The sequence below is a fragment of the Rhizobacter sp. P5_C2 genome (assembly GCF_054049715.1).
The window spans coordinates 1-24804 of sequence record NZ_JBFULV010000049.1 but is presented as its reverse complement, the minus strand read 5'-3'; the positions used below and the strand labels follow the sequence as shown (position 1 = coordinate 24804).

The window sequence follows — 24804 nt, the reverse complement described above, 5'->3', positions numbered from 1 at the left end:
AAGACTCCTGGTGGATGAGGTACGCCCACCGTAGGAGCCTTCGCCCGCTGCGCCGATCGGCAATTCGCGGAGATGGCGCTTCCGCAATCCCCCGATCGGCACGTCGCTTCACGTCGGCGGGAACGCATCCAGCGTGGTCAGGCCCTCACGCATCGCGTAGCGCGTCAGGCCGGCGACGCCACGCACGCCCAGCTTGCGCGTCACGTTCTCGCGGTGCGTGGCCACGGTGCGGGCGCTGAGGTGCAGGCGGTCGGCGATGTCCTGCGTGCTCAGGTCTTCGGCGTAGAGCTGCACGATCTCGCGTTCGCGCACGGTCAGCAGCTCGGCCGCCGAAGCCGATGTCAGCGCCGCCGGCGCGCGCTGGCGCAGGCGGATCTCGTCGATCACCACGCCAACCAGCGTCGGGCTCAGGTGGATGCGGCCCGCGGCCACCAGCCGCACCGCCTGCACGAGCTCGTCGCACGACGAATCCTTCAGCACGTAGCCCGACGCCCCGGCATCGAGCGCGGCCACCACGTTGCGCTGGTCGCCGTGCATCGTCAGGCAGACGACGCGCAGCGTCTCCTGCTGGGCACAGGCGCGCCGTATGGTCTCGATGCCGTTCAGGCCGGGCATCGCGATGTCGCTCACCAGCACGTCGGGCTGCAGTTGCCGCACCAGCCGCAGCGCCGCCGCGCCATCTTCGGCCAGCCCCACGACGTCGAAGTCGTTCTCTCGCGCCAGCAAGGCCTGCAAGGCTTCGCGGACGAGTCGGTGGTCATCGGCCACCACGATGCGCAGCGTCATTCAAGCCACCTTCAGCGGCAGCATCAGGCGCGCACAGGTGCCGCGGCCGGGTCGCGACCGCAACTGCAGGTCGCCGCCCAGCGCGCGCAACTGGGCCTGGGCACTGGCCAAGCCGAAGCCGCCGTCGGGGCTGGCCCGCCAGGTTCGCAGCGCCGGCACGCCCAGGCCCTGGCCGTCGTCCTGCACGTCGATCCACAGCCAACCCGCACTCACCCGCGAGCCGATCGACACCCGGCGTGCACTCGCGTGCTTCTGGGCGTTGAGGCAGAGCTCGCGCACCGTGCGGCAGGCCACCGAGCGCTGCGGCTCGGGCAGGCAGAACCCCGCGTGGGGCACCTCCAAGGCCACGGCGATCCCCGAGCGGCGCGTCAGCTCCTGCGCAATTCCTTGCAGCGACGGCAGCAAGGCAGCACCCACGAGCGAGGCACCGAGTTCGTGCGTCAGCGAACGGGCGGTCTCGGCCGCCTGCTTCACCAACTGGCTCAGTTCGTCCAGTACGCCGTCCGGCTGCGGCTGGCTCGGGCAGCGCAATTCGCCAAGCTTGAGTCGGATAAGAAATATCAACGGGCCGATGTCGTCGTGCAGCCGGCAGGCAATGCGTTCGCGCTCGCGCATCTCGGCCCGCYGGCATTCCTGCCTCAGCGAACCCAATTGCCGTTCGAGTTGAAGGATGCGGAGCGATTTGTCGCGGCGGAATCTATCGGGGCGGATATTGCGGATCAGGTTGAGCAAGGTGCGGATCATGGCGATTACCTCGTGGGGCGTTGAAGACCACACCGTAGACACAGGCCTCGCCGCGCACCTTCCGGAAACCTTCCGGAGCATTCCGGAGCCTTCGCGCCCCTGGGTTTCCGGACAATTCAGCCACCGATTTGTCGTAATTCGCGGGTGCAATCGATGCCAATGCACATGCATAATTCCCGGCAGCTGTCGCCTCGCAAGAGGCGCATGGGCGACCGAACAGCAGAGCACCGCCGGACGATCCGCCATGGGGTTTTTGATCCTGTGAGTCCTGGAACAAGGTGCAGGCATGCGATTCATGCTGGACGATTGGCTGGTCGACGTGGCGATGAGCCGGCTCACGCGCGGCGGCGAAACGCTCACCCTCGAACCCTTGCCCATTGCCGTGCTCGCCACGCTGAGCCGCACGCCCGGCGAAGTGGTCAGCGCCGAAAGCCTGCTCGACACCTGCTGGCAGGGCGTCGTGTCGGGCGACCACCCGGTGCACCGCGCCATCGCCGCCTTGCGCCGCGCGCTGGGTGACCAGGCCAGCGCCCCCCGCTATATAGAGACGCTGCGCAAACGGGGCTACCGGCTGGTCGCCCCCGTCCAGGTGCTCTCGTCGGAGGGCGAACGCAGCCACCAGGGCGCGTGGCGCGGCAAGTCGCCGTTCTGCGGGCTGGAACCGTTCGGGCGCGCTCACGCGAGCGTGTTCTTCGGCCGCGATGCGGCCTTGGCCACCGTCTTGCGCCAACTCGCCCGGCAGTGCGAGCTGGGCCACCCGTTGTTGCTGCTGCTCGGCCCCAGCGGCTCCGGCAAGACGTCGCTCGTCGAAGCAGGGCTGTTGCCGGCGCTGCTGGAGGGCCGCTCCAGAGTGGCGGGCGAGTCCGCATCCGCATTGCAGCCCTGCGCGGCGGCCACCTGCGATCTCGGCGCCCACGAAGAACTGGGGCTGTGGCGGGCCCTGGCCAGCGCCTTGATGGATTGGGACATCGACCACCGGCCGCTGCTCAGCGGCTACAGCATCGAGACACTCGCCGACGCGCTCCAGCATCGGCCGGCCGGCGTCATCCAGGCGCTGCGTCTTGCGCTGGATGCCCTCGGGATGCCATCGCGCGCGTCTCCGATGCTGGTGCTGGATCGCTTCGAGGCCTTGTTCCGCTCCGCGCCGGCGGGCAGTGCAGACGCGTTCATCGCCGTGCTGGACGACATGGTCCGGTCGCGGGCGTTGATGGCCGTCGTCGTCTGCCGCAACGACTTCTATCCGGAGCTCGCACGCCATGCCGCGCTGATGAAGGGCAAGGCGCATGGCGCGCATGTGGACCTCGAGCCGGCCAGCGCCGAGGCGCTGGCCCAGATGATCCGATTGCCAGCCCGGGCCGCCGACCTGAACTACGGCCGCGATGCGAGCGGGCTGCAGCGCCTCGACGATCGCCTGTGCGCCGATGCCGTGCAGGCGCAAGACGCATTGCCCTTGCTGCAATACGCGCTGCATGCGCTGTACATGGCGCGCGAGCCGGGCAACGAGTTGACCTGGTCGGCTTACGAAGCCATGGGCGGAATCGAAGGCGCGGTGGGCCAGCGTGCAGAGGCAACGCTGTCTTCGTTGCCGGCAGCTCAGCAGCAGGCTTTGCCGACATTGCTGCCGCGGCTGGTGAGCCTGTCGAACGAAGCGGCCGCGCCGACCGGGCGCTGGGTGCGCATGTCGGAGCTCTCCGCGGGGGCTGAAGGCGCGCTGGTCGCCGCGCTGGTCGAGGCGCGCCTGCTCGTTGCCGACAGCGTGGCGGGTGTGCCGGGCGTGCGCCTCGCGCACGAAGCATTGCTGCGGCGCTGGCCGCGCGTGACCCAGTGGATCGGCCAGCACCGCGCGACGCTGGCCTTGCGCGACGAGCTGCTGCCGTGGGTGCGGCGCTGGCTGGAGGGCGGCAAAGCCGCCACGCTGCTGCTGCCCCAGGGCGCGATGCTCTGGAAGGCAGCCGGCGCCGGCGTTGCGGCCCGGTCCCTCTTCACCAACGACGAGCAAGCCTTCGTCACCGGTTCGCAGCAGCGGCTGAAGCGCCAGGCGAGAACACGCGTGGCCGCTTCTGCGCTGGCGGTGCTGCTGGCCTGCCTGGCAGGGCTGTCGGCCATCCGGTATGCCGAACTGGCTCGCGAGGCTTCGCGACGTGAACTGCAGAGCCAGCGCCTTGCCTCGTTCATGCTCGGCGACCTGGCCGAGCAGCTCAGGCCCATCGGCAAGCTGAACCTGCTGGCCAGCATCAGCGACCAGGGCGTCAAGCTGCTGGGCCGCGAGGGCTACGAAGGCGAACCGGCGAACGATGTGCTGCAGCGTGCGAAGGCGCTGGTGATGATCGGCGAGGTGAACAGCAGCAGCGGGCAAGGGCGCGTCAACGTGGCGATGGACGCCTTGCACCAGGCCGAGCGCGTGCTGCATCCGCTGGATCGCAGCCCGGGCCTCGATGCCGACGAGTACTACAAGGTGCTCGGCGCCAATGCCTTCTGGCTGGCGCAGATGGCCTACGATGCCAACGATTTCACGCGCGCCACGGCGTTGATGAACCGCTACCGCGAGGCCTGCGAGCGGTGGCTTGCCGCGGTGCCCGGCAGCCCGTCGGCGCGCCTCGAGCTGAGCTACGCGTTCAGCAGCCTGGGGTCGATCGCGATGCGGCGCGGCGCGTGGGCGGAGGCCACGGCCTCGTTCGAGGCATCGTTGGCGCTGAAGACGGGCCTGCTGGAATCGAAGCGAGACGACCCGGGCCTGGTCGATGCCATTGCCTCCGCCAAGCTCTGGCTTGGCCGGCTGGCGCTGGTCCGCGGCGCGCCCCGGCAAGCCCTGGCACATCTCGATGCGGCCTACGCCGCCAAGGACGCTTTGCGCATCAAGCATCCGCGCGAGCATGCGCGGGGCTACTCCGCGGGCATCGTGGCCATCCATCGCGCGGCCGCCTTGCAGGCCATGCGCCGCAACGATGAAGCACTGAAGGCGATGCAGGAGGGGGTGGCATCGCTGAGAGAGGCGGTGCGCAACGATGGCACGAACCAGCGCTGGATCGCCGAGCAGTTCGCAGCCGAGAGTGCGCTGCTGCAATTGCGTGTCGACCTCGGATTGGCAACGACCGCCGAGTGGCAGGTGCTGCAACGCCAGCTGGCCGAACACCGGTTGGACAGCCTGCGCGACGACTACACCTGGAAGAAGACCCGGGTACGCATGGAGATGATTGCCGCGCAATTGCGGGCCGGCACCGGCGAATGGCAGCGCGTGCTGGATGCCAATGTCGCCGTCGCGTCGGCGCTGGAGGCCTTGCTGGCGGAATTTCCCCACGACGCCCAGGCGAGGGAACTCGAGGCGCGCCGGGCCTTGCTCGGCATCCAGGCGTTCGGCGGGATGGGGGGCGGGTTGCGCTTGCGCGAGTGGTGCGATGCCAGCGAAAAGGCGCTCGCACCTCGGGTGCAATCAGGGCAGGGCGGATTCGTGCTTGAAGCCTGGATCAAGGCGCGCACGTGTCTGCATGGCGACGCGCCGGACGCGGCGTCGATCCAACGACTGACCGAGGGCGGCTATGTGCCGCAAGTTCTGATTTGACCAACGAAAGGGAGATATCGATGTCCGGTCCGGTACCGCAAGAAGGCGACTACTGTGTCGTCCCCACGAAAGGCTTCGTGGAAGCGCACAAGCCCTGCCTCTACTTCAGACGCACCTCGGGCAGATGGATGCTGGTGTCGCCGATGCCTCCGGTCAAGCTGCAGCCCCCCCCGTGTGGCGGGAAGATCAAGATTTCTCTTCCGGATAAAAACCAGATCAGGGACTTCGAGCTGACGGTGGTGCTCGAGGAGGAAATGAAGCAGTTCAAACTCCTCGACTCGGTTTTGAACACGGTGGAGGGGTTTGTGGTCCTCGACATGATGTGGGACCGGCGCGTCAGGCTTCATGGGGCAGCAGTGCGTCTGCTCGGCGAGGACAGGGACGTGAGTGACTGCCACCCCTTCCAGCACTCGAAGGACGGCCTGTCGGTCGAGATTCCCTCTGTGAAGGGGACGCAAGGTGTCGCGCTGATCTTCGCGTTGTACGACTGGGATCCGACCGGCACGCAACCGAATCCGGCCGTGGTCAAGAAGCTGATCTGCTCCTTCGATCCTGAAATACAGAGCGGCGCGTGAAGGTGCTTCTTGCCGGCCCGCCGCCGGCAAGCCGGCAAGGGCGTGGACACGAGGGTTCCGGTTTGAAGCAGCTGCGCACCGAAGGCCAGGTGCGCGTCGCGGTTGCGGTTCGCCGCAGCGATCAAGTTCAGCCCCACTCCACTCGCTCTGTTCACGTGACGCAGCCGCAGACCCGCGGTTTTCGCCGGGAGTTGCGCGTTACCGCCGAAAGAAGGGCTGGGTTTCCATCCGGCAGCCAGCAACAGGGTTTGCACCCATGCCAGCAGCCGGCGGCCAAGGTGCCTCAGTAAGTTTACATAATATACATTGTCGCGCTTATTGAGGTGCAGCCCGGACACCACACCCGGCCGCCCATCACCCCAGCTTCGCATTTGCCATCGCGCATTCGCATGGGTCTGCCGCCGCTTCCGCCCCGAACCAGACACTGCTGCCACGGTCGCGTCCGCGCCGCAAGCACTGAAAGGTAATCGCGTGTTGCCAATGAATCCAGTCAATCCAACCCGGAGGGACCTCGTCCATGACTCGACTGACCCATGACCATCTGGTGGCGATCGAACGCCACGCCGACTTCGCGCCGGTGCAGCAACTGCGGCTGCAAGTGATGCAGATCCGCGATGAACTGCAGCACCTCGTCGCCGACGAGGCCGACTACGCGCATGCGCTGCTGATGAAGCTCGGCCGCATCGTCGACGAGCAGCTCACACCGCGCGTGACCGCCCAGCCGGCACCGATCTGGTTCGGCGACTGGCAGCCACCCACGTGGCTGACGCAGCCGATCCAGGCCACGGCCGCCGCCATCACCGCGCCGATCTCGACGCCGGTGATGCGCGGGCGCATCGGCCGACGACGACCGAAGACCGGTCCGACCCTGCCGCAGCGCGCGGCCGGCGCGGGCACGGCCTGAGCCTTGCCCGGCAGCAGCCGCAGCGTCTCCATGCGCTGCGTGCTCTGCCTGGCATCGTTTGCAGCACCTGAAGTCGTTTCGACAGCAGGGTGAACTGCACAATTTCTCCTCTTGTTGTGGCTAGCGTCGCCGGTGCTCCGCCGATCCGCAATCACATTCAGGAGGACTGATCATGAGCACCGACGTACTCGCCCCCCTCGCCCCGCAGGCCATGGACCCGGAAACCACCGCCCGCTACGCGCGCTGCATCGAGATCTCCAAGCGCGTGCGCTGGGAGATCGACCGCGATGTCATCCGCAGCCGCAACTTCGACTTCGACCGCAAGTTCCTGCCCGACGGGCTGACGCAGCTCGAGCACCTGCGCGACTTCAGCACCGGCGAGAAGTACCTGCTGAGCCAGATCCAGGGCCGCACCTACGTCAACATGTTCTGCATGGTCGAGCGCTTCATCAATGCCAAGCTGCTCGACGTGAGCCGCGAGCACTGGCTCGGCGACCAGGTCGCGCTCGAGGCGCTGATCCGCTTCAGCGACGAGGAACTGAAGCACCAGGCGCTGTTCCGCCGGCTCGAGCACCTGATGGCCGTCGGCATGGAACCCGGCTACCAGTTCGTGCCCGAGGCCGATCCCGTCGCGCAGCTGGTGCTCAGCAAGTCGACCTGGGCCGTGCTGGCGCTGACCTGCCACATCGAGCTCTTCACGCAGACGCACTACCAGCGCAGCATCCACGTCGACGCCGACCTGTCGGAGCTGTTCAAGGACGTGTTCCTGTTCCACTGGAAAGAAGAATCGCAGCACGCGGTGCTCGACGAGCTGGAATGGCTGCGCGAAGACGCCAAGCTGACGCCGGCCCAGCGCGATGCGTCCGTCAACGACCTGATCGAGCTGATGCGGGCCATCGACGGCCTGCTGGTCTTGCAGAGCCAGTCCGACGTGCGGTACTTCGTCCGCCTGCGCGGCCTGCGCTCGCCGGAGCAACTGGCCCAGCTGCATGCGGTGATGCTGAAGGCCTACCGCTGGCAGTACATCGTCTCCGGCATCGAGCAACCCCGCTTCTTCCAGCTGCTCACCGGCATGCTGACCGAGGAGCAATCCAACCGCGTGACCCGCGCGCTGACGCCGATGATCACCTGACGCCCCACCGGGTTCCCCGCGGCCCCGGGCCGGCAAAACGCGGCATCATCCACGCATGAGGATGGGGCATCACGACAGTCCGGCCACCCCGGAAGCAGTAACCGGGTCCGGCGTGGCGTCGGCCGGGGCACCCCTCGCCCCTCGCCGCACCGGCCTACGCCGCAGCCAATCGGTGCTGGTCGCGGGGCTGGCGGTGATGGTGCTGACGCTGTCGGCCGCCGGCTTCGTCAGCTGGCGCAGCCGCCAGGATGCCCTCGACGACTGGCGGCTGTTCCTGTCGAAGCTGTCGACGCTGGCCGTGCGCCATGCCGACCAGACGCTCGCTGCGGCCGATGCCGTGCTCGGTCGCGTCGTCGACGAGATCCAGAAATCCGAACCGATCGACGAGAGCGCGCTGCGCCGCATCGCCGGACGGCAATCGGTGTTCGACATGATGCGCGAGCGCCAGAAAGACCTGCCCCAGATCGACGTGATCTCGATCTCGACCACCGCGGGCGACCTCGTCAACTTCTCGCGCGGCTACCCGCCGCCCGACATCAACCTGTCCGACCGCGACTACCTGAAGACGCACCTGGCCAACCCGACGCTGGAGGTCTTCCTGTCCGAGCCGGTCAAGAACCGCGGCAACGGCCGCTGGACCTTCTACCTCTCGCGCAAGCTGCGCAATCCGCAGGGCCGGATGATCGGCACCGCGCAGGTCGGCATCGAGAGCGAGTATTTCGAGCGCTTCTACCGGTCGATGAATTTCGAGCAGAGCGATGTCTCGCTCGCGCTGCTGCGCGGCGACGCGACGCTGCTGGCGCGCTACCCGCCGCGCGAGGATTTCATGGGCCAGGTCATCAAGGGCAGCGCGTCGTTCCGCGCATTGACCGAGGGACCGCAGGTCGGCGGCACCGCCATCTTCAATGACCCGCGCGCCACCGACCCGAGCGACTCCCGGCTGCGCATCGTGGCCCCGGCGGTGTCGCAGACCTACCCGATGGTGGTCAGCATCATCGCGACCGAAACCGTCGTGCTGGCGCACTGGCGCCGGTCCACCTGGCTGGTCGCCTCGCTGGCCCTGGGGATGAACGCCCTGCTGCTCTGGCTGACGCTGTCGGTCTACCGCCTGCTGGAGCGGCGCGACCACATGCTGAGCGAGCTGGAGCGCGCGCGCTCTGCCGCCGAAAGCGCGAGCCGCGCGAAATCCGCCTTCCTGGCCAACATGAGCCACGAGATCCGCACGCCGATGAACGGCGTGCTCGGCATGACCGAGCTGCTGCTGCAGACCGAGCTGACGGCCCGCCAGCGCGACCTCGCGACCGCCGCCTACGGTTCCGGCGAAACCATGCTGCACCTGATCAACGACATCCTCGACGTGTCCAAGATCGAGGCCGGCAAGGTCGAACTCGAGAGCATCGATTTCGACCTGTCCGCGCTGGTGCACGACGAACTCGGCATGTATGCCGCGGCAACCCGGCGCAAGGACGTCGCCCTCACGGTGGAGATCGGCCCCGGCGTGCCGCAAGTGGTGCGCGGCGACCCGATGCGGCTGCGCCAGGTGCTCGCCAACCTGCTGAGCAACGCGGTCAAGTTCACCGAGCGCGGCGAGATCGAGCTGAAGCTCGCGGCGCTGGGCGAGCTGAGCGCCGGGGCTACCGGACCGCGCATCGAGTTCAGCGTGCGCGACACCGGCATCGGCATCGACGAGGCGGCGCGCGCGCAGCTGTTCCAGCCCTTCATGCAGGCCGACGGCTCGATGACCCGGCGCTACGGCGGCACCGGGCTGGGCCTGGCGATCACCCGCCAGCTGGTGACGCTGATGGGCGGCACGATCGCGGTCGACAGCGCGAAGGGGCGCGGCTCCACCTTCTGCGTGCGCATCCCGTTCGCCGCGGCGCAAGGCGCCCCCGCCCCGCGCGAGCGGCCGGCCGCATCGGGCGCCCAGGGCGCGCCGCTGGCCGGCCGGCGCGTGCTGCTGGCCGAAGACAACCCGGTGAACATGGAGGTGGCCGCGGCGATGCTCGAATCGCTGAACCTGCAGGTCGATCGCGCGAGCGACGGGCTGCAGGCCATCGCTCGCTGCCGCGAACGCGTCTACGACGCGGTGCTGATGGACTGCCAGATGCCGGGCATCGACGGGCTGGAGGCGACGCGGCGCATCCGTGCCCACGGCGAACGCGATCTGCCGATCATCGCGCTGACCGCCAACGCGATGGCGGGCGACCGCGACGATTGCCTGGCCGCCGGCATGACCGACTACATCGCGAAGCCCTTCACCCGCGACGTGATCGAGCATGTGCTGCAGCGCTGGCTCAGCGCGCCGCCGCGCCTGGCGCCGCAGGCGCTGGCCGAGCTGCGGGCCCGCCAGCGGCCGGGCATGCACGACCTGCTGCATTCGGTCACGTCGACCTTTCTGGGCGAGGCGCCGCGGCTGCTGCAGCAGATGCGCGCGGCGGCCGGCGAACCGGTGCAATGGGCCGAGCTGAAGCGCGCCGCCCATGCGCTGGCCACCTCGGGCCAACAGCTCGGCGCCGAACGGCTGGCCACGCTCTCGATGGCCTTGGCCGACAGCGTGCACACTGGCACGGTCAGCAACCTCGGCGCGGCGCTCGACGAGATCGGCGCAGAACTCGCTCGCGTCGAATCCGACGTGCGCGGCTTGTGATCAACCAGGAGACTCTGATTCATGGCAACCCGCGGATTCTTCGGCCGCCGCCCCGCCACCGACGTGGCGAAGCGGCTGCCACCGGGCCAGCACCTCACCGATGACTTCCCGGTGCTGTCGTACGGCCCGACGCCCGACGTGCCGTTGGCCGACTGGCGCTTCACGCTGCACCACGGCCCACGGCCGCTGGCCAGTTGGTCCTGGGACGAATTCAACGCCCTGCCCCAGACCACCTGGCGCGGTGACATCCACTGCGTGACCACCTGGTCGAAGTTCGACACCGAATGGCAGGGCGTGACCATCGACGACCTGCTGCGCGCCGCCGGCCTCGAGGCGCCGACGCCTTGGGTGCTGGCGCGCTCGTTCGACGACTACGACACCAACGTGCCGCTGGCCGACCTGGTCAACGGCCAGGCGATGGTCGCGACCCGCTTCGGTGGCGCCCCGCTCGCCCCCGAGCACGGCGGCCCGGCGCGGCTGCTGGTGCCGCACCTGTATTTCTGGAAGAGCGCGAAGTGGCTGAAGGGCCTGCGCTTCACCGCGCGCGACGAGGCCGGTTTCTGGGAGCTGCGCGGCTACCACCTGCGTGGCGATCCGTGGCGCGAACAGCGCTACACGAACGATCCGTGATGGCCACCGGCACCTGGCAAGAGGTCGCGATCGACGAGATCGTGCGGCACACGCCGCGCGTCGTCAGCGTGTTCCTGCGCCTGCTGCTGCCCGCGTCGCTGGCCGGCCAGCACCTGGATGTGCGGCTGTCCGCGCCTGACGGCTACCAAGCGCAGCGCAGCTACTCGATCGCGTCGGCACCGGGCGCGGCGCGGATCGAGCTGATGGTCGAGCGGCTCGACGACGGCGAGGTCTCGCCGTGGTTCCACGACGTGGCGCAGGCCGGCGACACGCTGGAAGCGCGCGGCCCGATCGGCGGTCATTTCGTGTGGCAGCCGGCGGATGGTGGGCCGCTGCTGCTGGTGGGGGGCGGCTCGGGTGTCGTGCCACTGCTCGCGATGCTGCGGTTGCGGCACGCGGCGGGCCACGGGGTGCCGACGCTGCTGCTGTACTCGGCGCGCCGCCACGACGAGCTGATCTGCACCGATGAGCTGGCCGCGATGGCGCAGGCCGATCCGTCGTTGAGGCTGGTCTTCGTCACGACCCGCGAGCCGCGCCACCGGCCCGATGACCTCGACCGTCGCCTCGACGACGTGCTGCTGCGCCAGACGCTGGCCGACTGGGGCCAGGTGCCCGCGGCAAGTTTCGTCTGCGGCGCAACGCCCTTCGTCGAGGCCATCGCCTCCGGCCTGCGCGCGGCCGGCATCGATGCCGCGACGATCCGCACCGAGCGCTACGGTGGCGCCTGAATCGCCGCCCACGGTCACGACGGGGGCAGGTCGCGCACGAAGTTCCTCTTGGCCTTGTACTCGAGCCGAAGCTGAAGAAGCCATTGCACCCGTCGCGTCGCGTCGAGCAGCGCGGCAATTTCCTTGACCAGTTCCAGCTCGTTCCGGTACGGGCTCTTCGAGTTGCTCATCTCGCTGGCGAACACGCGCATCAGGAGCTCGATGCGTTGCGCCGACTGCTGCGGTCCCAGCCGCCTGGCCAGGCGGGTCAGCACGCTGTTGCGGCACCACGCCGGCGGTTGCACCAGGGCCAGCGCCTCGTCCCACCGACCCTCCGAACACAGCACCTCGGCCCGCAGCGAGACATTCCGCTGATCGGCGGGCGCGCCGATGCGGCCTGGAAAGAATCTCCCTCCGTGCGCAGCAGAACGCCCCATCTCACGTTCCTCGTCGGCGACCAGCACCTGCTGCAACTCGGCGCGCAGCGCCTCGGCATCGCGTGCGGCGGCGGCCCCGGCCTTCAACGTCTCGTGGTAACGGTCAACGCCCGGACTCCTGCCGAACCGATGCCGCCGCAACACGAAGGCCTCCTCGACCCAGCCATCGCGCTCGTAGCAGCGCAGCAGATCGTCCTCCAGCCAGGACTCGCCCGGGTGCAGCTTGCATCCCAGTTCTGCATTCGCGAAGGCGTCTCGCAGCCGTCCATGCCGCTCCAGGAACACGGTGACCCGGTGGTAGTCGCCGGGGGCGGTCATGCCTTCCCGCGTCATGCCTTCCCGCATCACCGCGAGGGCACCGTCGATGTCGCCATCGGCCTCAAGCCGGTCCAGGTGCATGTGTTCCAGCGCCCACAACCGCAAGTCGCTTTCGCGCTGCGGGTCGAAAGGCGGCGGTCGCTTCTTGTTCGCGGTGGCCTGTGCCACCTGGGCCGCGTGCTCTGCACGGACCGCAAGCACGGCGTCCTTGGTTTCGCGCCAGCGCGTGGCGAGTGCCTTGCGGTAGCGCGCGAGTGCTGGCGTGCCCATCGCAGCTTCAGCCGCGGCCGTGTCGAAGCATCCGAACGGATCGTCGAGCCGCAGTTGCAGGTACGCCTCCCCGAACGCTGCCGGCTGAGGGCCGGCTCCTGACAGCGCCCGAACCCATTCGGCACCGATGTCTTGAATCAAGCCACCGACGTCTCCGTTGGAATCATCGGCCTGCATCAGCACCGCCCAACCCCGGCGCATGGCGTGCAGGCACAGCGCAGCGGCCCCGGAAGGATCCCGTTCGCGAGTCTGTGCCAGCAGAGGCAGGACGGCCTCCGCCCTGCGGGCATAGGCGTGGCTCTCGTCCCAGCTGATGAAGTCACGGCCCGGCGCCATGATCTCGGTCACCAGCGCCTTGAGGTTGGAGGCTTTGTCAGGCGCGTCGCTCAGCTTGCGCCACTGCTGCAGCTCGCGGCCGATCTCGTGATCGCGATCGGCCAGGCCCAGCAGGCGATCGGCCAGCACGGCGACAGCTTGCGAATGCAGGAAGTCCGCCAACGCCTGCCGGCGGTCCTGCACGGTCTGCGCCCGCTTCACGCTGGCCTGGACCTTCTTGCGGGATTCCTCGTCGAGGGTCGGCGCCTGGCCGCTCAGGCGCTCGCGCCAGACCAGCGCGAGGGCCACCTGGTGCTTGCAGAACCAGCCGTCTTCCGCGTTCGGACAGTCGCAGTCGCCACCGACCTCGCCATCCTCGATCCACACCTCGGTGGCGTAAGGGCTGGTCCCGGTGATGGTGGCGCGGATCGACGGACTGTCGCCCCGCTCCTCTTCCGTCACGTCCACGGCGCCGGAGCCGGCGTAGGTCTTGCCGCGCTGGAAGATCGCCGAACTGCTGGCGCGGCGCAATGCACTGTCGTCGAGGGCGGCCGCCCATGTCGCAGTGTCGAAAGGCTGAGCGGCGAGGTTGTCGGGGCTGCTGGCGTCGTTCATGGAAGGGGAGGCAGTGGCATCGGCACTGTAGCGCCCGGGTGCGGCGTGCCGATGCAGCGACAATCGCCCGATGCCCCGCCCCACCCTGCGCACCGTCTGCGCCCACCGCTACGTCACGCCGCTGCGCGAAGGCGGTTCCTTGCCCGCGATCATCGAGGCCGATGACCAGGGCCTCTACGTGCTGAAGTTCCGCGGTGCCGGCCAGGGCCCGAAGGCGCTGATCGCCGAGCTGGTGTGCGGCGAGCTGGCGCGCGTGGCCGGCCTCGCGGTGCCCGAGATCGTGCTGGTCGAGCTCGAGGCCGAACTCGCCCGCACTGAGCCTGACCCCGAGATCCAGGACCTGATCCGCGCCAGCGCCGGCCTGAACCTCGCGCTCGACTACCTGCCCGGCTCGGTCACCTTCGACCCGCTGGCCGACCAGCCGGCGGCCGACATCGCGTCGGCCATCGTCTGGCACGACGCCTTCGTCACCAACGTCGACCGCACGCCGCGCAACAGCAACCTGCTGATGTGGCACCGCCGGCTGTGGCTGATCGACCACGGCGCGGCGCTGTATTTCCATCATTCGTGGGATGGCCACCTCGACCGCGCCGCCAGCCCGTTCGCGCTGGTGCGCGACCATGTGCTGCTGCCGTTCGCCGCCGCGCTGCCCGAGGCCGACAAGCGCATGCGCGAGGCGATCACGCCGCAGGCCATCGCCGACATCGTCGCGCTGATTCCCGATGCCTGGCTCGACGAGCCCGAGGTGTTCGCCGACCATGCCGCGCACCGCCAGGCCTATGCCGACTACCTGACGCGCCGGCTGGCGGCGTCGCATGTCTTTGTCGAGGAGGCGATCCGTGCCCGCTCCCAGCTCCGCTGACCTCTGCACCTACGACTACGCGATCGTGCGCGTGGTACCGCGGGTCGAGCGCGGCGAGTTCATCAACGTCGGGGCGATCGTCTCGTGCGCCCCCTCGGGTTTCCTGCAGGCCGGCATCGAGGTCGACGAGGCGCGGCTGCTCGCGCTCGACCCGGGGCTCGACCTGGCCGCGATCCGTGCCTCGCTGGCCGCGATCCCGGCGATCTGCCGCGGCGGCATCGAGGCGGGTGCGCTCGGCCGGCTGCTGCCGCGCGAGCGGTTCGACTGGCTGGTGGCACCACGCAGCACCGCGATCCAGACCTCGCCGGTGCACACCGGGCGCTGCAGCGACCTGCCCGGCGCGCTCGAGCGGCTGCTCGACGCGATGGTGCGGCCGCGCCGCGGCGCCCTCCCCGATCGGCCGACGGATCAGCCCAGGTAGCGGCTCTCGAGGTGCCGGCGGAAGTGCAGCGGGTTCAGCGGCTCGCCGCTCGCGCGCACCGCGAGTTCGGCCGTCGTCCAGCGGCTCGCCTGCTGCCACACGTTCTCGCGCAGCCAGTCGAACACCGGTGACAGGTCGCCGGCGGCGATGCGCGAATCGAGGTCGGGGTGCAGGCGGCGCACGGTCGCGAACCACTGTGCGGCATACATCGCACCCAACGTGTAGCACGGGAAATAGCCGAACAGCGCTTCGGGCCAGTGCACGTCCTGCAACGGGCCGTTGGTGAAATTGTCGCGGGTGTCGACGCCCAGCAGTTCCATCATGCCGGCGTCCCACAGGCCGGGGATGTCCTCCGGCTCGATCTCGCCTTCGATCAGCGCCCGCTCGATCCGGTAGCGCAGGATCACGTGGGCCGGGTAGGTCACCTCGTCGGCGTCGACGCGGATGAAGCCCGGGTTCACGCGCGTGACCAGGCGGTAGAGGTTGTCGGGCGCAAAGGCCGGCTGCGCACCGAAATGCGTGGCCAGCATCGGCGCCAGCAGTTGCGTGAAGCCGCGGCTGCAGCCGAGCTGCATCTCGAAGCTCAGGCTCTGGCTTTCATGGAGGGCCATCGAGCGCGCATTGGACACCGGCTGGCCGAGCCAGCTGCGCGGGCGGTTCTGCTCGTAGCGGCCGTGGCCGGTCTCGTGGATGGTGCCCATCAGGCTTTGCAGGAAGCCGTCTTCGCGGTAACGGGTGGTCAGGCGCACGTCTTCGGGCACGCCGCCGGAGAACGGATGGGCGCTGGTGTCGAGCCGTCCGGCGTCGAAATCGAAGTTCAACACATGCATCACCGCCTCGCACAGCCGGCGCTGCTGCTCGACCGGGAACGGCCCCACCGGCTCGATGCAGGCCTCGCGGGCCTGGCGCTCGCGTACCTGGGCGATCAACCCGGGCAGCCATTGCTGCAGGTCGCCGAAGACGCGGTCGACCTCGGCGCTGGTCATGCCGGGTTCATAGCGGTCCATCAGTGCGTCGTACTTCGACAGGCCGGTCTGCTCCGACAGCAACCGGGCCTCTTCGCGGCCGACGCGCAGCACCTCGCGGAAATTGACGACGAAGCCGGCCCAGTCGTTGGCCGGCCGTTGCGTGCGCCACGCGTGTTCGCAGCGTGCGGTGGCCAGCGAGCGGGCCTGCACGAGCGATTCGGGGAGTGCGTTCGCGAGCCGCCATTCGCGGTGGATCTCGCGCAGGTTCGCGCGCTGGAAGTCGTCGAGCGGCTCCTGCCCGGCGCGTTCGAGTTCGCCGGCGGTCGACGGATCGGTGCGCAACCGGTGCATCAGCGCCGAGAGCTCGGCCACCGCGGCGGCCCGGGCGTCGTTGCCCTTGGGCGGCATCATCGCGGCCTGGTCCCAGCCGGCGATGGCGCGAAGGTGATCGAAGTGGTGAAGGCGTTGGCTCAGGGCGGCCAGCGCGTCGTAAGCGGGTGTCTTGGCGGTCATGTCATCGATGCGTTGTGCATCGATGCTACGTCAGGCCGGCTTGGCCGGACGAGACAGACCCCGAGGAAATCAGTCGGCTGAATCGGCTTCCGATTCCGGCTCGGCGTCGATCAGGTGATCGTAGGCGTTGATGTCGGATTCGACGCGCGGGATCAGCGGCTTGTCCAGCGGCCGGCAGATGCGGCGCTGAAGGCGCTCGAGTCGCCCGGAGCGCTCCATCGCCTGGAACACCTCCGCCGGGTTCATCATCAGAACGAAGGGGTTGCCAACGATCTCGGTGCTGTCGGTGCTCTGCATGGTGACGCTCCAGTGAACGGGGTGTATCGATGGAGTCACTGTAGGCGCCGCACCCTCTTCCTCGTAGTCGGTACTGCTCCAAACGAGGGGTCAGAAGAACCCTGACATGTCTGTCGGTGGGGGCCCGCGGAAGCCGGTGATCCAGCTCCGTATGAAATCATATTTATCGTTACAGATCAATGAATTGGATGAGTTACCTCATGCAACTCTTGAGATCCGAATGCTTACATTCCGGCCGGTGCGGGCAAACGGAACAGCGCTTCGAAATTCCGGCTCGTCTGCGCCGCGACCTCTTCCACCGTGCAGCCCTTCAGCTCGGCGAGCTGCTTGGCCACGTAGGGCACGTAAGCCGGCGAGTTGGTCTTGCCGCGGTACGGCACGGGAGCCAGGTACGGGCTGTCGGTCTCGATCAGGCAGCGGTCCAGCGGCACGTAGCGCGCCACCTCTTTCAGCTCGACGGCGCTCTTGAAGGTCAGGATGCCGGAGAACGAGATCAGGAAGCCCAGGTCGAGCGCATCGCGCGCGACGGCCATGGTCTCGGTGAAGCAATGGAACACGCCGCGCGAGCGGCCGGCGCCCTGCTCCTTCAGCAACGCGACGGTGTCGTCCGACGCACTGCGGGTGTGGATCACCAGCGGCAGGTCGCGTTCGAGCCCGGCGCGGATGTGCACCCGGAAGCGTTCGCGCTGCCATTCCATGTCGGCAATGCTGCGGCCGTTCAGGCGGTAGTAGTCGAGCCCGGTCTCGCCGATCGCGACCACCTTGTCGCGCCGGCTCAGCGCCACCAGAGTCTCGACGCTCGGCTCCAGCACGTCCTCGTTGTCGGGATGCACGCCGACCGAGGCCCAGAAGTTGTCGTGGCCCGCCGCCAGCGCCTGCACGCCGTCGAACTCCTCGAGCGTCGTGCAGATGCACAGCGCGCGGTCGACTTGCGCGGCCGCCATCTCGGCGCGGATCTCGTCCAGGCGAGCGTGCAGCTCGGGAAAGCTCAGGTGGCAGTGGGAGTCGACGAACATCGCAGGGGTTGGCGCGCTCGGCGCGGCAAACGATTCAGATCGTCTGCGTCGGCTTCGCGGATTGGATGGAGGTGCCGAGGATCTCTTCGATCTTCAGCTTCAGCACGCGGGTCTTTTCGTCGCTCGGGAACCGCACGCCGACGCCCTGGGTGCGGCCGCCCGACGCATTGGGCGGCGTGATCCACGACACCTTGCCGGCGACCGGGTAGCGCTGCGGGTCGTCCGGCAGCGACAGCAGCAGGTAGATGTCTTCGCCGAGCTTGTACTCGCGGGTGGTCGGCACGAACAGGCCGCCTTCGCTGAACAGCGGGATGAAGGCGGCGTACAGCGCGCCTTTTTCGCGAAAGACCAGCTGGATGACGCTCGGCCGCGAGGCCGCGGCCGGTGCGACTGCGCGGGAGGGAGTGGCGGAGGAATCGCTCATCGGGCCGAGTGTACCGAAGGACCCTTGACATGGCGCGCCGGTGCCAGCGCCTCGCGGGCCTGTTGCACCAAGGATTCCACCATCACCGGTTGATTCCACGGGTGCTCGCCATGCCGGCTCGCGGTGGACAGCGCCGATGCCCAGCGCGTCAGGCCGTACAGCGGCATCGCCGCGGGCAACGAGGCCGGCGGAAAGTAGCGCGGCGGTGCGCCGCACGACAGGCACAGCGCGTCATGGCAGAGCTTGTGCATCGCCTCCAGCAGCCGCGGCAGCGGCCACGCGGCGAGCTGGCCGGCGTCGCCGGCGGCGAGCTGCTTCGGCAGACGCAGCCAGGCCACCGCGTCGACGCCGTCCTGCGCCCAGTCGAGCGCCTGCAACGGCTGGCCGCCGGCCGCGGCGAGCAGCACCTCGGGTTGCGCGATTTTGTGCTCKGCGAGCCAGCGCGTGGCCAGGTCGGTCGGCGGCAGCGCGAGCGGCAGCGCCTGGCAGCGGCTGCGGATCGTCGGCAGCAGCGCATCGGGCGAGCCGCTGCTGAGGATGAAGCGGGCCTGGCCGGGCGGCTCTTCCAGTGTCTTCAGCAGCGTGTTGGCCGAGATGCCGTTCATGCGCTCCGCCGGGTGCAGCAGCACGACCTTGGCACGCCCGCGCGCCGAGGTGGTCTGCGCGAAATTGACCGCGCCGCGGATCGCCTCGACCTTCAGTTCCTTGCTCGGCTTGGCCTTCGAGGCCTTGGCTTCGCTGTCGCCCTCGTCGGCGCTGTCCCAGCCCAGCGATTCGCGCAGCGCCTCGGGCAGCAGCACCAGCAGGTCGGGATGCGAGCGCGCCTGCACCAGGTGGCAGCTCGCGCAACGCCCGCACGCGGGCTTGAAGGGGCCGCCTGCCGGCATGGCCTCGCACAGCCACGACTGCGCCAGCGTCAGCCCCAGCTCGAACTGGCCGATGCCCTGCGGTCCGTGGATCAGCAGCGCATGGCCGCGCTGTGTGCGCAGCGCCTCGTCGAGCGCCGCTGCCAGCCAGGGCAACGGCAGCTTTCCTTCGGGATCTACCACGGGTGCTGCTCCAGGGACGCGAGAACTTGCTGCCAGACCTGCTCGCGCGGCGCGGCGGCATCGATGCGGACGATGCGATCCGGCGCCGACTGCCGGCGCGATTCATAACCCGAGCGCACGCGCTCGAAGAACGCCAGGTCCTGCTGCTCGAAGCGGTCCGGCGCGCGCACCGCGGCGCGGCGCTCGGCAGCCAGCGCGGCCGGCAGGTCGAACCAGAAGGTCAGGTCGGGCTGCAGGTGGCGGTGCACCCAGCCTTCCAACGTCGACAGCACGCCGGCATCGAAGCCGCGGCCGCCGCCCTGGTAGGCGAAGCTCGCATCGGTGAAGCGATCGCACAGCACGGTGCGGCCGGCGGCCAGCGCCGGCTCGATGACTTGCGTGAGGTGGTCGCGGCGCGCGCCGAACACCAGCAGCGCCTCGGTCAATGGATCCATCGGCGAATGCAGCAGCAGCTCGCGCAACTGCTCGGCCAATGGCGTGCCGCCGGGTTCGCGGGTCAGCACGACCGGCTGGCCGGCGTGGCGCAGGTGCTCGGCCAGCGCGTCGATGTGCGTGGACTTGCCGGCGCCGTCGATGCCTTCGAAGGTGATGAATCGTCCGCGCACGGGCACTGGTGGGCTACTTCTGGTACTGGTTGACCGCGCGATTATGCTCGGCCAGCGTCTCGCTGAACTGGCTGCTGCCGTCGCCGCGGGCCACGAAGTACAAGGCCTTGGCGGTGTCGGGCCGCACCGCGGCCAGCAGCGAGGCCCGCCCCGGCATCGCGATCGGCGTCGGCGGCAGCCCGGTGCGCAGGTAGGTGTTGTACGGGCCGTCGGTGGTCAGGTCGCGCTTGCGCAGGTTGCCGTCGAACTGCTCGCCCAGCCCGTAGATCACGGTCGGGTCGGTCTGCAGGGGCATGCCGATGCGCAGCCGGTTCGTGAACACGCCGGCCACCCGGCTGCGGTCGGCCGGCGTGCCGGTTTCCTTCTCGACGATCGAGGCCAGCGTCAGCGCATCGTCGGCGTTGCGCAGCGGCGAGCTGGCGGCCCGCTCGGCCCAAGCCAGCTCCAGCTGGCGCTGCATCGCGCGGTGCGCCCGCTTCAGCACCGCGACATCGCTCGCGCCCTTGCTGAAAGCGTAGGTGTCGGGATAGAAGCGGCCTTCGGGCGCGAGGCCGGCCGCGCCGATCGCGGCCATCAGCTGCGCATCGTTCATGCCGGTGACGGTTTGCTTCAGGTTCTCGGCCTTCGCGAGTTCGGCACGGAACTGGCGGAAGGTCCAGCCCTCGATCAGGCGCACGGTGGACAGCACCTCGTCGCCGCGCACCATCTTGTCGAGCAGGCCGCGCGGCGTGATGCCGCGCGTGACGGCATAGCTGCCCGCGCGGATCTTGCGCGCCTGCCCCGACCAGCGGAACCATTCGTAAAGCAGCACCGGCGGCGCCTGCACGCCGGCCTGGGTCCACGCGAACGCGACCTCGCGCGGCGAGGTGCCGGGTTCGATCGACACCTCGACCGCATCGGCATTCAGCGGCAGCGGCTGCTGCAGCCACCACACCGTGCCACCGACGGCCGCACCGGCGACAAGGAGGGCCAGCATGAACACCAGCAGGACGAGACGGCGCAGGAATTTCACGGCGGGAAGCTCGAAAGAAGGCCTGGAGACCCCGGTCGGGACCCGATGACGGGCGCTGATGATAATCGGCACTTCTGCACGGCTTGTATCCAATGCGCACAACCCTCTCCCTCGACGGCATCGCGACTCTTTCCCACTGGGGCGTGATCCGCGCGCGCGGCGCCGATGCCGCGTCGTTCCTGCACGGCCAGCTGACCAGCGACGTCGCGCAGCTCGGTGCCGATCGGGCGCGGCTGGCCGGCTACTGCTCGGCCAAGGGCCGCCTGCTCGCGAGCTTCGTCGTGTGGGCGCCGGCGCCCGACGAGCTGCTGCTCGCCTGCAGCGCCGACCTGCTGGCGCCGACGCTGAAGCGGCTGTCGATGTTCGTGCTGCGCGCGCAGTGCAAACTGAGCGACGCGTCGGCCGAGTTCGTGCTGCACGGCCTCGCCGGTGCCTCGGCCCGCGCCTGGCTCGGCAACGCCGCGCTGCCCGCGCCGTGGCAGCGCATCGAGCACGCCGGCGGCAGCCTGGTGCGCCTGCCGGATGCCGATGGTCACGAACGTTACCTGTGGGCCGCGCCGACCGGCAGCGCCGCCCCTGCCCTGCCCGCGCTGTCGCTCGACGCCTGGCGCGAGGGCGAGGTCGCGAGCGCGGTGCCGCGCGTCGAGGCGGCCACCGTCGACCAGTTCGTGCCGCAGATGCTGAACTTCGAACTGGTCGGCGGCGTCGACTTCAAGAAGGGCTGCTACCCCGGGCAGGAGATCGTCGCGCGCAGCCAGTACCGCGGCACCATCAAGCGCCGCAGCTTCCTGTTCGACTCCGCGGTGCCGGCGAGCGCCGGGCAGGAGATCTTCCACAGTGGCGATCCCGGCCAGCCGGCGGGCCTCGTCGTCAATGCGGCCGGGCAGCGCGTGCTGGCCGAGGTCAAGCTCGCGGCGCTCGACGCCGGCAGCCTGCACCTGGGTGCCGCCGACGGGCCGGTGCTGCTGCGCCAGCCGATGCCCTACGACGTCGATGTCGACGTGACGGCCTGACCGGCCGCCTCACCTCAGCCATCCCAGCCATTCCAGGCACGACTTCACGGACCCGCAACGGCGGCGGCAGCGTGCACGAATTGTTCATCTACTATCGGGCGAAGGCCGGCGACGCCGAGGCGCTGTCGGCCGCGATTCTCGCGGCACAGGCGCAGTTGCAGTCGGCCTGGCCCGGGCTCCAAGCCCGGCTGCTGCGCCGACCCGACTCCCGCGACGAACACCACACCTGGATGGAAACCTACGCCTTCGCGCCCCACGGCATCGACGACACGCTGGCGCGCCAGATCGAAGCACGGCTCGGCGCCGTGCTCGCGCCGTGGATCGTCGGCCCCCGCCACTGCGAGCGTTTCGTGCCATGTGCCTCGTAGCGCTGGCGATCGACCAGTCGCGCCGCTTCCCGCTGGTGATCGCGGCGAACCGCGACGAGTTCTTCAAGCGCCCGACCGCCCGCCTGGCTTGGTGGTCGCCCGGCGCAGGCCGCCCCGACATCCTCGGCGGGCGCGACCTCGAGGCCGGCGGCACCTGGCTCGGCCTGACCGCCGCCGGGCGCCTCGCCTTCATCACCAACGTGCGCGATCCGTCGCGCCAGGATCCGCAGGCGCCGTCGCGCGGCGAGATCGTGCCGCGCTGGCTGTCGGGCGACCTGCAGACCGACCGCTTCTGGATGCGCACCGCGCTGGCCGGCCACAACGGCTTCAACCTGGTGGCCGCCGATTTCCAGCGCGGCGAATGCTTCTGGGCGTCGAGCCACGAGGTGCACCCGGTGCGGCTCGAGCGCGGGCTGTTCGGCCTGTCGAACGGCCGGCTCGATGCACCGTGGCCCAAGGTCGACCTGCTGAAGGCACGCGTCGATGCGGCGCTGTCGGCGAGCGACAGCGTCGACACCCTCAGTTCCCGGCTGTTCGAAGCGCTCGGCGACCGCACGCTGGCCGACGACGCGCTGCTGCCGTCGACCGGCGTGTCGCCGGAGTGGGAAAAGCTGCTGTCGGCCGCGTTCATCCGCACGCCGGACGGCAGCTACGGCACCCGCTGCTCGACGCTGGTGATCACCGAGCGCGTCAACAAGCGGCTGGTCACGCACGTGCTCGAACGCACCTACGCCGCCAGCGGCGGCATGGCGCTGCTGCGCCGCTCGACGCTGAAAGACTGGCCGCCCCGCTACAGCGAGGAACCGCCGGCCGAGGCACCGGCCCAGGGCAGCGTCGACGACGCGGACGACCCGCCGAACCGTGGCGCGACCGTGCCGCGCAAGACGCGGGTGCGCAGCCTGTTGAAGCCGGAGCGGCCACGCCGCACCCGGCCGGCCGACTGATCACACCGCGCTGAACCCGAGCGCCTTGACGATGGCGCCCCACCGCGCGCTGTCGCGGCGCTGCAGCGCCGCGAGTTCGGCCGCCGAAGAACCCGCGGGATCGAAGCCCAGCCGGGCCAGCTCCGCGACCACCTGCGCGTCGTCGAGGGCGGCGCGCAGCGCGGCATTCGCACGCTGCACGACCTGCGCGCCGGCGCCGCCCGGCAGGTAGAAGGCGTACCAGCCGTCGGCGACGATGTCCTTGAAGCCCTGCTCCACGAAGGTCGGCACCTGCGGCGCGAAGCGGCTGCGCCGTATGCCGCACACGGCCAGCAGGCGGATCGGTCCGGCCTGCAGCAGCGGCAGCATGTCGCCCAGCGGGGCGCAGACCGCGGCGATCTGCCCGCCCATCAGGTCGACGATGGCGGGCCGGCTGCCGCGGTACGGCACATGGCGCAGCGGCACGTTGCCGGCGCGGGCGAGCATCTCGCCGACGAAGTGGGTCGACGAGCCGGTGGCCGGGCTGCCGAAGTTGGCGGCGTCCGGATGCTCGCGCGACCACGTGAGGAAATCCGCCAGCGTCTGCACCGAGGCATCGACCAGCGGCCCGACCGCGAACGCCAGGTCGAAGGTGCAGGCCAGCGACACCGGGGCCACGTCGCGCAGCGGGTCGTAGGGCAGCTGCTTGTAGGTGTGCGGAAAGAGCGTCAGCATCGACGACGGCGTCAGCAGCAGCGTGCTGCCGTCGGCCGGCGCGTTCTTCAGCGACAGCAGCGCGAGCTGGCCGCCGGCGCCGATCTTGTTGTCGACCAGCGTCGTGCGCGCATGCGTGCCGCGCAGCGATTCGGCCACGCTGCGGGCCAGCAGGTCGCCGGAGCCGCCGGCCGCGAAGCCGATGAGGATGCGCAGCGTGTCGATCGGTGCATCGACGGGTGGCTCCGCCCGCGCCACGTGGCTGAGCAAGGCCGCGGCGCCGAGGGCGGCGCTGGCATGGCCGATGAACTGCCGGCGTGTCGTGGTGCTCATGGAAAGTGCTCCTGTCCCGGGCGGGCTCCGTTCAGCAAGGACTGGATCCGCTTGAACTCGAACCGCGCGGCCATCGCCGCGAGCGCATCGGCGGTGTCGGCATCGCCGGGCCGGATCTGCTGCAGCGCCTGCTCGATGGACTGCGGGTCGCCGTGATCGAGCGCGCTGCGCAGCCCGGCGAGCAGCGGCGGCGGGATCCGCGCCAGCCGCTGCGGGTCGAGCACCGCCTCGGCGGGCACGGCCGGCAGCTGCTCATGCTCATAGCGCAGCCCGAGGTGCTGGCCGATCATCTCCAGCAGCGCCTCTTCCTTGAACGGCTTGCCGAGAAAGTCGTCGCAGCCGAGCCCGAGGAACTCCTCGCGCTGCTCGTCGAAGCTGCTGGCGGTCAGTGCGATCACGACCGTGCCGCCTTTCGCTGCCCCCGTCTTCACCTGCCGCGTCGCTTCGCGCCCGTCCATCACCGGCATGCGCATGTCCATCAGGATCAGCTGCGGCGCCCACTGCCGCCAGACGTCCACCGCTTCGCGCCCGTTGGCCGCCTCCCGGACGGCGAAGCCCAGCGGCTGCAGCAGCCGCACCAGCAGCGCCCGGCCGTCGGCCAGGTCGTCGACGACGAGGATGCGCTGCTGCGGCGTGCCGGCGGCGAGCGCGACGGCCCGGCCCGGTGC

General features: G+C 69.6%; 24 protein-coding genes. 12 read left to right on the top strand and 12 right to left on the bottom strand.

Features of this window, described 5'->3' with window-relative positions; all coding sequences use genetic code 11:
• Window positions 1-108: 108 nt before the first annotated feature.
• On the bottom strand, window positions 109-786 hold the full coding sequence (locus ACXJLU_RS18715) for a response regulator (RefSeq protein WP_457333506.1): 678 nt from the start codon (window positions 784-786) through the stop codon (window positions 109-111).
• A complete protein-coding gene (locus tag ACXJLU_RS18710) occupies window positions 787-1530 on the bottom strand; it encodes a sensor histidine kinase (protein ID WP_457333504.1) in 744 nt (247 codons plus the stop codon).
• Window positions 1531-1816: 286 nt separating this feature from the next.
• On the opposite strand from ACXJLU_RS18710, the gene ACXJLU_RS18705 reads away from it, so the two are divergent.
• The 7 genes from ACXJLU_RS18705 (at window position 1817) to ACXJLU_RS18675 (ending at window position 11705) form a co-directional block, all read left to right on the top strand.
• Window positions 1817-5089 (top strand): nSTAND1 domain-containing NTPase, encoded by a 3273-nt coding sequence (locus ACXJLU_RS18705; RefSeq protein ID WP_457333502.1) that lies wholly within the window; start codon window positions 1817-1819, stop codon window positions 5087-5089.
• Window positions 5090-5109: 20 nt separating this feature from the next.
• Window positions 5110-5664 (top strand): hypothetical protein, encoded by a 555-nt coding sequence (locus ACXJLU_RS18700; RefSeq protein WP_457333500.1) that lies wholly within the window; start codon window positions 5110-5112, stop codon window positions 5662-5664.
• Window positions 5665-6181: 517 nt separating this feature from the next.
• Entirely contained in the window at window positions 6182-6568 is a 387-nt protein-coding gene (locus ACXJLU_RS18695) for a hypothetical protein (protein ID WP_457333498.1), read from the top strand.
• A 172-nt stretch (window positions 6569-6740) separates the two neighbouring features.
• Window positions 6741-7700, top strand: coding sequence for a hypothetical protein (locus ACXJLU_RS18690; protein ID WP_457333496.1), 960 nt, complete (start codon window positions 6741-6743; stop codon window positions 7698-7700).
• A 172-nt stretch (window positions 7701-7872) separates the two neighbouring features.
• Complete coding sequence (locus tag ACXJLU_RS18685; RefSeq protein ID WP_457333494.1) at window positions 7873-10347, top strand: ATP-binding protein; 2475 nt, start codon at window positions 7873-7875, stop codon at window positions 10345-10347.
• 21 nt (window positions 10348-10368) lie between these two features.
• Window positions 10369-10977 carry a sulfite oxidase-like oxidoreductase gene (locus tag ACXJLU_RS18680; protein WP_457333492.1) on the top strand — a complete coding sequence of 203 codons (609 nt, stop codon included), beginning with the start codon at window positions 10369-10371 and terminating at the stop codon, window positions 10975-10977.
• A complete protein-coding gene (locus ACXJLU_RS18675; protein WP_457333490.1) occupies window positions 10977-11705 on the top strand; it encodes an FAD-binding oxidoreductase in 729 nt (242 codons plus the stop codon). The genes ACXJLU_RS18680 and ACXJLU_RS18675 overlap by 1 nt, the downstream gene beginning before the upstream one ends.
• 14 nt (window positions 11706-11719) lie before the next feature.
• Here the strand turns inward: ACXJLU_RS18675 and ACXJLU_RS18670 are convergent, their stop codons facing one another.
• Window positions 11720-13639: an SWIM zinc finger family protein gene (locus tag ACXJLU_RS18670; RefSeq protein ID WP_457333488.1), complete on the bottom strand. Its 1920-nt coding sequence runs from the start codon at window positions 13637-13639 to the stop codon at window positions 11720-11722.
• Window positions 13640-13709: 70 nt separating this feature from the next.
• On the opposite strand from ACXJLU_RS18670, the gene ACXJLU_RS18665 reads away from it, so the two are divergent.
• Window positions 13710-14501: a HipA family kinase gene (locus ACXJLU_RS18665; protein WP_457333486.1), complete on the top strand. Its 792-nt coding sequence runs from the start codon at window positions 13710-13712 to the stop codon at window positions 14499-14501.
• Complete coding sequence (locus ACXJLU_RS18660) at window positions 14479-14922, top strand: DUF3037 domain-containing protein (protein ID WP_457333484.1); 444 nt, start codon at window positions 14479-14481, stop codon at window positions 14920-14922. Before ACXJLU_RS18665 ends, ACXJLU_RS18660 begins: the two co-directional genes overlap by 23 nt.
• On the opposite strand, the gene ACXJLU_RS18655 is transcribed toward ACXJLU_RS18660, so the two are convergent.
• The 7 genes from ACXJLU_RS18655 to mltG form a co-directional block, all read right to left on the bottom strand.
• A complete protein-coding gene (locus ACXJLU_RS18655; RefSeq protein ID WP_457333482.1) occupies window positions 14910-16403 on the bottom strand; it encodes a carboxypeptidase M32 in 1494 nt (497 codons plus the stop codon). The two genes, ACXJLU_RS18660 and ACXJLU_RS18655, sit on opposite strands and share 13 nt — an antisense overlap.
• A 69-nt stretch (window positions 16404-16472) precedes the next feature.
• The gene (locus tag ACXJLU_RS18650; RefSeq protein ID WP_457333480.1) at window positions 16473-16700 is read right to left on the bottom strand and encodes a hypothetical protein; all 228 of its coding nucleotides are present in this window, start codon (window positions 16698-16700) and stop codon (window positions 16473-16475) included.
• A gap of 224 nt (window positions 16701-16924) precedes the next feature.
• A complete protein-coding gene (locus ACXJLU_RS18645; protein WP_457333478.1) occupies window positions 16925-17716 on the bottom strand; it encodes a TatD family hydrolase in 792 nt (263 codons plus the stop codon).
• Between the two features lie 34 nt (window positions 17717-17750).
• Window positions 17751-18140, bottom strand: coding sequence for a PilZ domain-containing protein (locus ACXJLU_RS18640; RefSeq protein ID WP_457333476.1), 390 nt, complete (start codon window positions 18138-18140; stop codon window positions 17751-17753).
• Window positions 18137-19189 (bottom strand): DNA polymerase III subunit delta', encoded by a 1053-nt coding sequence (locus ACXJLU_RS18635; RefSeq protein ID WP_457333474.1) that lies wholly within the window; start codon window positions 19187-19189, stop codon window positions 18137-18139. Before ACXJLU_RS18635 ends, ACXJLU_RS18640 begins: the two co-directional genes overlap by 4 nt.
• A complete protein-coding gene (gene tmk, locus ACXJLU_RS18630; RefSeq protein ID WP_457333472.1) occupies window positions 19183-19794 on the bottom strand; it encodes a dTMP kinase in 612 nt (203 codons plus the stop codon). Before tmk ends, ACXJLU_RS18635 begins: the two co-directional genes overlap by 7 nt.
• A gap of 13 nt (window positions 19795-19807) precedes the next feature.
• Window positions 19808-20806: an endolytic transglycosylase MltG gene (gene mltG / locus ACXJLU_RS18625; protein ID WP_457333470.1), complete on the bottom strand. Its 999-nt coding sequence runs from the start codon at window positions 20804-20806 to the stop codon at window positions 19808-19810.
• A 92-nt stretch (window positions 20807-20898) separates the two neighbouring features.
• On the opposite strand from mltG, the gene ygfZ reads away from it, so the two are divergent.
• The 3 genes from ygfZ (at window position 20899) to ACXJLU_RS18610 (ending at window position 23131) form a co-directional block, all read left to right on the top strand.
• Window positions 20899-21819, top strand: a complete 921-nt coding sequence (gene ygfZ, locus ACXJLU_RS18620; RefSeq protein ID WP_457333468.1) for a CAF17-like 4Fe-4S cluster assembly/insertion protein YgfZ — start codon at window positions 20899-20901, stop codon at window positions 21817-21819.
• Between the two features lie 71 nt (window positions 21820-21890).
• On the top strand, window positions 21891-22187 hold the full coding sequence (locus ACXJLU_RS18615) for a DUF4936 family protein (RefSeq protein WP_083614494.1): 297 nt from the start codon (window positions 21891-21893) through the stop codon (window positions 22185-22187).
• The gene (locus ACXJLU_RS18610) at window positions 22175-23131 is read left to right on the top strand and encodes an NRDE family protein (RefSeq protein WP_457333466.1); all 957 of its coding nucleotides are present in this window, start codon (window positions 22175-22177) and stop codon (window positions 23129-23131) included. Before ACXJLU_RS18615 ends, ACXJLU_RS18610 begins: the two co-directional genes overlap by 13 nt.
• On the opposite strand, the gene ACXJLU_RS18605 is transcribed toward ACXJLU_RS18610, so the two are convergent.
• A complete protein-coding gene (locus ACXJLU_RS18605) occupies window positions 23132-24136 on the bottom strand; it encodes a Bug family tripartite tricarboxylate transporter substrate binding protein (protein WP_457333464.1) in 1005 nt (334 codons plus the stop codon). It lies immediately after the preceding gene.
• Window positions 24133-24804, bottom strand: a 672-nt coding sequence (locus tag ACXJLU_RS18600) for a response regulator (RefSeq protein ID WP_457333462.1), incomplete at its 5' end; no start/stop codon positions are given. The genes ACXJLU_RS18600 and ACXJLU_RS18605, both read right to left, overlap by 4 nt.

Excerpts from the sequence above, each read along its gene's own strand:
- ACXJLU_RS18715 (WP_457333506.1), bottom strand. The coding sequence starts at position 786 with ATGACGCTGCGCATCGTGGTGGCCGATGACCACCGACTCGTCCGCGAA.
- ACXJLU_RS18705 (WP_457333502.1), top strand. The coding sequence starts at position 1,817 with ATGCGATTCATGCTGGACGATTGGCTGGTCGACGTGGCGATGAGCCGG.
- ACXJLU_RS18700 (WP_457333500.1), top strand. The coding sequence starts at position 5,110 with ATGTCCGGTCCGGTACCGCAAGAAGGCGACTACTGTGTCGTCCCCACG.
- ACXJLU_RS18695 (WP_457333498.1), top strand. The coding sequence starts at position 6,182 with ATGACTCGACTGACCCATGACCATCTGGTGGCGATCGAACGCCACGCC.
- ACXJLU_RS18690 (WP_457333496.1), top strand. The coding sequence starts at position 6,741 with ATGAGCACCGACGTACTCGCCCCCCTCGCCCCGCAGGCCATGGACCCG.
- ACXJLU_RS18680 (WP_457333492.1), top strand. The coding sequence starts at position 10,369 with ATGGCAACCCGCGGATTCTTCGGCCGCCGCCCCGCCACCGACGTGGCG.
- ACXJLU_RS18675 (WP_457333490.1), top strand. The coding sequence starts at position 10,977 with ATGGCCACCGGCACCTGGCAAGAGGTCGCGATCGACGAGATCGTGCGG.
- ACXJLU_RS18670 (WP_457333488.1), bottom strand. The coding sequence starts at position 13,639 with ATGAACGACGCCAGCAGCCCCGACAACCTCGCCGCTCAGCCTTTCGAC.
- ACXJLU_RS18665 (WP_457333486.1), top strand. The coding sequence starts at position 13,710 with ATGCCCCGCCCCACCCTGCGCACCGTCTGCGCCCACCGCTACGTCACG.
- ACXJLU_RS18655 (WP_457333482.1), bottom strand. The coding sequence starts at position 16,403 with ATGACCGCCAAGACACCCGCTTACGACGCGCTGGCCGCCCTGAGCCAA.
- ACXJLU_RS18650 (WP_457333480.1), bottom strand. The coding sequence starts at position 16,700 with ATGCAGAGCACCGACAGCACCGAGATCGTTGGCAACCCCTTCGTTCTG.
- ACXJLU_RS18645 (WP_457333478.1), bottom strand. The coding sequence starts at position 17,716 with ATGTTCGTCGACTCCCACTGCCACCTGAGCTTTCCCGAGCTGCACGCT.
- ACXJLU_RS18640 (WP_457333476.1), bottom strand. The coding sequence starts at position 18,140 with ATGAGCGATTCCTCCGCCACTCCCTCCCGCGCAGTCGCACCGGCCGCG.
- ygfZ (WP_457333468.1), top strand. The coding sequence starts at position 20,899 with ATGCGCACAACCCTCTCCCTCGACGGCATCGCGACTCTTTCCCACTGG.
- ACXJLU_RS18610 (WP_457333466.1), top strand. The coding sequence starts at position 22,175 with ATGTGCCTCGTAGCGCTGGCGATCGACCAGTCGCGCCGCTTCCCGCTG.
- ACXJLU_RS18605 (WP_457333464.1), bottom strand. The coding sequence starts at position 24,136 with ATGAGCACCACGACACGCCGGCAGTTCATCGGCCATGCCAGCGCCGCC.